We start from the raw sequence: 6,413 nt of genomic DNA, 5'->3' as shown, positions 1-6,413 counted from the left end.
CCAGCGATACAACGGCAGCGCGATGTCCGCATCCGGCGGATGATTGCCGGTGCTGACGATGGCCAGATCCGACTCGCCGTGTCGCAGTCGTGCCAGCGATTCGTTGTTGTTGCCGGGCGCGAGATGCACGATGACCTTGGGGAACGACTTCTTCAGCCGTGCCAAGGCGGGCGGCAGGACGTGACGAGCCTGCGTGTGAGTGGTTGCGATGTGCAGCTCGCCATCGGCGGCGTTGCGCAAGTTGGCACCGAGTGCACGAATGTTTCTCGCATGATCGAGCAGCGGACGAACGTGCTCGAGCACGCGCTGTCCTTCCGGCGTGAGTGCCTTCAAGCTGCGTGCGCGGCGGGTGAATAGCTGGAAGCCAAGTTCATCCTCCAGCTGTTTCACTTGCTTGGAAAGTCCGGACTGCGTGCCATGCATCTTCTTCGCGGCCACGGTGATGTTCAGCCCGGCATCGATGATGGCGGCGAAGCAGCGTAATTGAGTAAGGGTCATGCGCGAGTCCATCCTGCGCGTTTGTTTTCTATGAGCATCGTGGCGATTACGTTATTCCAAACGAGACTGTTCGCATAGAAAGAGTGGCTATCTACAAATGAAGCGAAGTTGGCAAGACAGTGGTCTGCGAACGGTCACAGATGAGAGTTCCGCGACGTTGCGTCGATTTGTAACTGATATGTTTCCTCGCGTGTACCGACACAGCGACTGAAGCGTCGTTAAGCTGCGTTTCCACACGTCGTTCGGCGAGGCTTTGGTATGGATACGAATCTGCGTTACCCACGGTTGCTACGTGGATTGATTGGGTCTTTGTTGTTGGCTGCTGCAGTGGCCCAGGCCGCTGGCGCCGACGATGCTTCTTTGGAAGCACGCGCGCGCCAGATTCATTCCAAGGTGCTGACCATCGACACGCATGTCGATGTGTTGTTACCGGAGACGCCGAAACGTTACTACGACAAAGATGGCAAGTCGGCGGCCGACGTGGCCAAGCTCAAGGCCGGCGGCGTCGATGCCATTGCCTTAGCCATTGCAGTGGGGCCGGGCCCCAGAAACGCTGCGGGCGACGCGCAAGCCAAGGCCGAGGCCGATCAGAAAGTGAAAGCTATTCAGGCGTTCGTTAGCGACAGTGGCGGCGCGGTGGCCCTGGCACGCAGCGCCGACGACATCGAGCGGCTGCATCGCGAAGGCAAGATTGCGGTTATCCCGAGCTTCCTGAATGCGCGTTCGCTCGGAGGCAAACTCGACGGTATCGATACGTTGTACCAACAGGGCGTGCGCATCTTCGCGTTCACCCATGCTGGCAACAACGCGTTCGCCGACTCATCGCGACCCTCGACGGGCGAGAAGGTCGAGCACAAAGGGCTGTCGCCACTGGGCAAGCAGGCCGTTGCCAAGCTCAACAACCTTGGCGTCGTCATCGACGTGGCGCAGTTGACACCCGACGGCGTGTTTCAAGTTCTACAGTTGACCAAGGCGCCGGTGATTGCGAGCCACACGGCCGCTCGTGCACTGGTCGACAACACGCGTAACTTGAGCGACGCCGAGCTCGACGCCATCAAGAAGAACGGCGGCGTGGTGCACGTGACGCCGTTCAATCCGTACCTTGCCAAGCAATCCGCCGAGTCGCTGACCAAGATCAAGGCGCTGCGCGACGAATATGGCTTGAAGGGCAACTACGACGTGACCCGCAACAACTACACGGAGGGTTATGAGGCGCTCTCTAAGGAGCGGCAAGACCAGTACGTGGCGGCTATTGGCAAGTTGCAGCCTGTGGCGACGCTACAGAACTACATCGATCACATCGACTACATCGCCAAGCGCATCGGCGTCGAGCACGTCGGCATCGGCGCGGACTTCAATCACGGCGCTGGCGTCGAAGGGTTCCGCAACGAAGCCGATGCGTTCAACGTAACGCGCGAGTTAGTGAAGCGGGGATATAACGAAGAGCAGATCGCCAAGATCTGGGGCGGCAACTTCCTGCGCGTGTTCCGCGCCGTAGAGAAGGCGGCACAGGCACAGCGGACCTGAGGCTCGGGTCAGTAAAGATTGTTCTTATAGTCGTTTTCCAAGCCCTTGCGCATCATGCCGGGAACGGCGACGGCCGCGCGTACCAGCGTGGCCTGGAGGCCGGTCTCTCGACTCAGCTGCACGTGAGCTTTGAAGATGTCTGCCGGGTTGAGGTCGGCGGTGGTCGGCACCGTCGGCCACAACCGCGCACGTGCTAACGCCTCGCTCTTACGCACGCTCAACTCAGCATTCTCGATACGAGTAACCACTTTCGGTGTCTTGTCGCTGACAGCGAACGAGGTGCGCACGGTCTCATCAGTGCTGACGCGTGCCTGCCCGCTGATGTGCATGACCTGCAACGAGCCGGGAATCACCACCAGCGCGGCAATTCGCGGCTGAGTCAGGATGTTTCTAAAGCTGTCGATACGGCGATTGCCGGGCCGATCCGGATACCAAATCGCATTCTGGTGAGCTTGCAGCAGCGAGCCGGTGGGATCGCCTTTGGGGCTCAGATCCGCGTGCCCTTCATCGTCGATGGTGGCCAGCGCCATGAAGCGGCTGTGGCTCACGAACTCGGCGTGATCGGTCGAAACATCCTCGGACGGCGTAGCGCTCCAGAACGAGGAGCGCATGAAAGCCTTCGCGCAATGTAAATAACATTCATGGACGGCGATGCCGACTTGCCCATCGGCGACGCTGGTCACGCGACCGTTGATTCGCAACGTCTCTTCCATGCCGGGCACCAGAAACAGCGTGGCGACCGCGACGCCTTCGCGAGCGAGTTGGGGATCGTCCAGCGAAGTCAGCGGCAAGGAGAAGTGCCGCGACTCATCGATGCGAGTGAAGCCGGTTTCGCCGCTGGCGGCGACCGTGACCGCAAGCTCGGTGGGCGTGCCGAAAGTGACAAACACCACCGGCGACGCCGCGATCCAACGCAGCGCATGCTCATCCAGAAAATCGATGACTTTCAGGTCGCGCGGGCCCGGTAGCTTGCCGACCAAGCCTTGCAGGGTGTCTAGATCGCTGACCAGGCTGCTCACGGCGAGGGCGCCCTCAAAACCAGGGAAACGGTCTAGATGATAACGATTCTCAACTGGAAACGCACGCTCGAACGGGCCACCGGCCGTCGCTCAGCTGCCAAACCCCGCGAAAATGCCGGCTGGATGGTGCGTTCGGGCCACGCCAATGATGAAACCGTAAACCAGCAGTGCCGCCAGCCAGCACGCGATGCGTATGGCGCGGGTCGACCCTCGTTTCAGCGCGAACGTGCCCAGTACGATGTAAACGACCAGCAGCACCACTTTGACAGTGAGCCATGCCTGCACGAACGGATATTGGTGAATCAGGACCGCAAGCGTCACCGCCGCGGTCAACAGGATGGTGTCGACGAGATAGGTCAGACGGCGCATCGGCGCCGCCATCGGCCAACTCATGCCGGCGTGTAACGCCGCGCCACGAAGCAAAAACAGCGCGCCGCTAAGGCTCACCGCCGCGATGTGGATGGCCTTGATCAGCCCGTAATACTGGGCCAACGCACTAGCAGCCATCGCAGTGTGAAGCGTCGCGTCGAATCAGCAAGCCGTCAGAAGGCGTTCCTTTTCACTTTCTGAATGCCCGAATCGCGAGGCTTGGGCTGCTCGGGAAAGCCGCCGGCGGGCTGCTTTTTCTCAAGCGCTTTTTTCATGGTGTCGGCCCAGCTGGCCTTGGGCTTGGCAGCCTTGGCAGCGGTTTTGGTCGTGGCCTTCTTCTTGGCAGTAGGTGCTTTGGCAGTCATGGTGTCCTCATGTAGCTTCAATGGTGTTTGAACCCGTGAATCGAAGCCCCCGTTCCTTCGAGGCGCCATCCTAACAACAAATCTGCCAGACAGTTGTCATGGCGATGTCGGCGGCGCGGCGGTCGCGGCCACGATTCATCACAACTCTGCACTATAGAGTACTTGACGATGCCAGGCCGGATTCGTAACTTGGCGGGGAGCTTCACGAGGGCGCGTCCCATGCCGTCAGCGAAAACCGTCAATCTCGATCTGCACGCGATGTCGACGTTGCGCTATATCCGCGACTCGATGGATGCGGCCGGTGGCGTGGCTGTCCCAGGATCGGCGGGAATCGCGATGGGCGTCGTTGGGCTCATTGCGACGGCGCTTTCGCTAACACCGCAGTTCGCGCCTCATTGGTTCGCCATTTGGTTGGCAGTCGCGCCGGTCGGTGTGCTGGCGGGTGCGCTGTTGCTCACCAAGCAAGCTTCGGTTGGCGCTTTCATCGCAAGCGGAACGCCGGGGCGCAAGCTCGCGCTCGGGTTGGTGCCGTCGCTGTTCGCTGGCGCTGTGTTGACTGCTGTGCTGTGGAATGTCGGCAGCATCGCGGCGGTACCGGGCACGTGGTTGCTGTTGTACGGATGTGCATTGATTTCAGCGAGCGTCTCGACCAAAGCCATCGTGACTTGGATGGGCGCGTGTTTCGTCGTGCTCGGCGTCTTGGCGATGCTATCGCCTACTGAGTGGCAGGTTCCATTGCTCGGTCTTGGGTTCGGCGGTCTTCACATTCTGTTCGGGATTCTGATCGGTCGAGGCGCTCATGGTCGCTAAAGCCAAGGTACGCGTCGTCGTTGCTGAGAACGCGCGTCAACGACGCAAGCTCGTGACGGTGGCCTCGATGAAGACCGAGGATGGCGAGTCCAAATCCGAACGCTTGATCTACGAACGGGTGCGCCTCGGCATCATGAGTGCGCTCGCGGTTCGCGAAGAGATGACGTTCAACGAGCTCAAAAGTTTGTTCGACATCAGCGACGGCAATCTTGGCGGCCACGCACGCAAGCTCGAGGATGCGGGCTACGTGACTTGCACCAAGTCGTTCGAAGATCGTCGGCCGCGCACGGCTTATCGAATCACCGAGCCGGGCAGGGCGGCGTTGAACCGCTATCTCGATCACGTGGAGGCCGTCATCCGCGCGACTCGCGGGTGATTTTTCGCCTATGCACTCTGTAATGTAGAGTACTCGACAATGCGCATGACGCCGGTGCCCGAAGAGATGAGAGTCGCGCCCAAGCTGCCGATGCCGGTCGCGAAGGGCACGCCTAAACAATGCTTCGCGCTGCTCATCAATCCTTTCTACGCCAAGGATCCGCGGGCGAGCTATGGCAAACATGTGCTGACGCCGACGTTGGCGCTGACCAGCATCGCCGGTGCGACGCCAGCGCATTGGGAGGTTCGTTACTGGGATGAGAATCTGCTTCAAGGTCCGCCGCCGTGCGAACCGATCCCGCATGTCGTCGGTATCTCGGTGCATCTCACCTTTGCCAAGCGCGCTTACGAGTTGGCGCGCTGGTATCGAATGCAAGGATCTATCGTGGTGATGGGCGGCTTGCATGTGTTGTCGTGCCCGGACGAGGCGGCGTCGCATGCGCATGCCATTGCGATTGGCGACGGTGTGCAGCTGTGGCCGCAGATCCTGCGAGATATCGAGCAGGGCGCTTTGCGGCCGCGTTATACGGCGAACTACGCGAGGTCGTATCGACTCGACCCGCCACCGCGTCGAGAGCTCCTGCCTCGCGAATCGTTTCTAACCACGACGAGCGTGATTGCCACGCGCGGTTGTCACAATCGTTGCGGCTTTTGTTATCTCGCGACCGATGGTCTGCACATGCCTTATCGGATGCGTGACGTGCAGCAGGTGGTCGATGAGATCGCTGCCGATGGTCAGCCGTACACCGTATTCGTCGACAACAACTTAGGCTCGCGACCCGACTATCTGAGGCAGCTCTGTGCAGCGCTCAGGCCGCTAGGCGTCATCTGGAGTGCAGCCGTCACTATCGATGTGACCGACGATCCCGCGTTGGTACGCGATATGGCGCTAGCGGGCTGCACCGGTGTATTCGTCGGTTTCGAATCGCTCAATGGCGGCAACTTGAGCGACGCCCACAAGCGCTCGCCGGCGCCGGAGGACTATTCGCGCCGGGTGGCGCTGTTGCATCGCTATGGGATTCAGGTCAACGGCAGTTTTGTGCTGGGCTTCGATCACGACCGGCCCGATGTGTTCGAGCGCACTGTCGAGTGGATCGAGGCGAATCGGCTCGAATGCGCGACCTTCCATATCCTGACGCCGTATCCTGGGACGCCGTTCTTCCGACAGCTCGATGCGGAAGGGCGGATCCTGCATCGGGATTGGGACAAATACGATACGGCGCATGTGGTGTTTGCGCCAAAGCACATGAGTGCCGACGAACTCGACCGCGGCTATGCCTGGTGTTACGACCGCTTGTTTTCGCACACCTCGATCTGGCGCCGCCGGCCAACGGACTGGCGAGCCGTGCTGCCTTATCTTGCGATGAGCTACTTGTACAAACGCTCGAATCGCTTTTGGCATCTATTGATCAAACATCGCTTGACCGGCGCCGTCTGGCGGCCGCTCATC

General features: G+C 60.4%; 8 protein-coding genes. 4 read left to right on the top strand and 4 right to left on the bottom strand.

What is annotated here, in order from left to right; all coding sequences use genetic code 11:
• Nucleotides 1–498, bottom strand: a 498-nt coding sequence (locus JNL55_RS23125; protein WP_293859602.1) for a LysR family transcriptional regulator, incomplete at its 3' end; no start/stop codon positions are given.
• Nucleotides 499–756: 258 nt separating this feature from the next.
• Here JNL55_RS23125 and JNL55_RS23120 point away from each other — a divergent pair.
• A complete protein-coding gene (locus tag JNL55_RS23120) occupies nt 757–2,025 on the top strand; it encodes a dipeptidase (protein WP_293859599.1) in 1,269 nt (422 codons plus the stop codon).
• An 8-nt stretch (nt 2,026–2,033) separates the two neighbouring features.
• On the opposite strand, the gene JNL55_RS23115 is transcribed toward JNL55_RS23120, so the two are convergent.
• The 3 genes from JNL55_RS23115 to JNL55_RS23105 all read right to left on the bottom strand — a co-directional run bounded on the left by JNL55_RS23115 (nt 2,034) and on the right by JNL55_RS23105 (nt 3,778).
• Nucleotides 2,034–3,044 (bottom strand): pyridoxamine 5'-phosphate oxidase family protein, encoded by a 1,011-nt coding sequence (locus tag JNL55_RS23115; protein ID WP_293859596.1) that lies wholly within the window; start codon nt 3,042–3,044, stop codon nt 2,034–2,036.
• Between the two features lie 90 nt (nt 3,045–3,134).
• Entirely contained in the window at nt 3,135–3,551 is a 417-nt protein-coding gene (locus JNL55_RS23110; RefSeq protein ID WP_293859593.1) for a SirB2 family protein, read from the bottom strand.
• A gap of 35 nt (nt 3,552–3,586) precedes the next feature.
• The gene (locus JNL55_RS23105) at nt 3,587–3,778 is read right to left on the bottom strand and encodes a hypothetical protein (protein WP_293859590.1); all 192 of its coding nucleotides are present in this window, start codon (nt 3,776–3,778) and stop codon (nt 3,587–3,589) included.
• Between the two features lie 219 nt (nt 3,779–3,997).
• Here JNL55_RS23105 and JNL55_RS23100 point away from each other — a divergent pair, with 219 nt between their 5' ends.
• The 3 genes from JNL55_RS23100 to JNL55_RS23090 all read left to right on the top strand — a co-directional run.
• Nucleotides 3,998–4,588 carry a hypothetical protein gene (locus tag JNL55_RS23100; protein WP_293859587.1) on the top strand — a complete coding sequence of 197 codons (591 nt, stop codon included), beginning with the start codon at nt 3,998–4,000 and terminating at the stop codon, nt 4,586–4,588.
• Nucleotides 4,578–4,964, top strand: a complete 387-nt coding sequence (locus JNL55_RS23095; protein WP_293859584.1) for a winged helix-turn-helix domain-containing protein — start codon at nt 4,578–4,580, stop codon at nt 4,962–4,964. The genes JNL55_RS23100 and JNL55_RS23095 overlap by 11 nt, the downstream gene beginning before the upstream one ends.
• Before the next feature lie 39 nt (nt 4,965–5,003).
• Nucleotides 5,004–6,413, top strand: a 1,410-nt coding sequence (locus JNL55_RS23090; protein ID WP_293859581.1) for a B12-binding domain-containing radical SAM protein, incomplete at its 3' end; no start/stop codon positions are given.

The organism is Steroidobacter sp., from assembly GCF_016790065.1.
GTDB lineage: Bacteria > Pseudomonadota > Gammaproteobacteria > Steroidobacterales > Steroidobacteraceae > Steroidobacter.
Note: the sequence above shows the minus strand (reverse complement) of the source record. Positions and strands in the feature narration are given on the sequence as shown.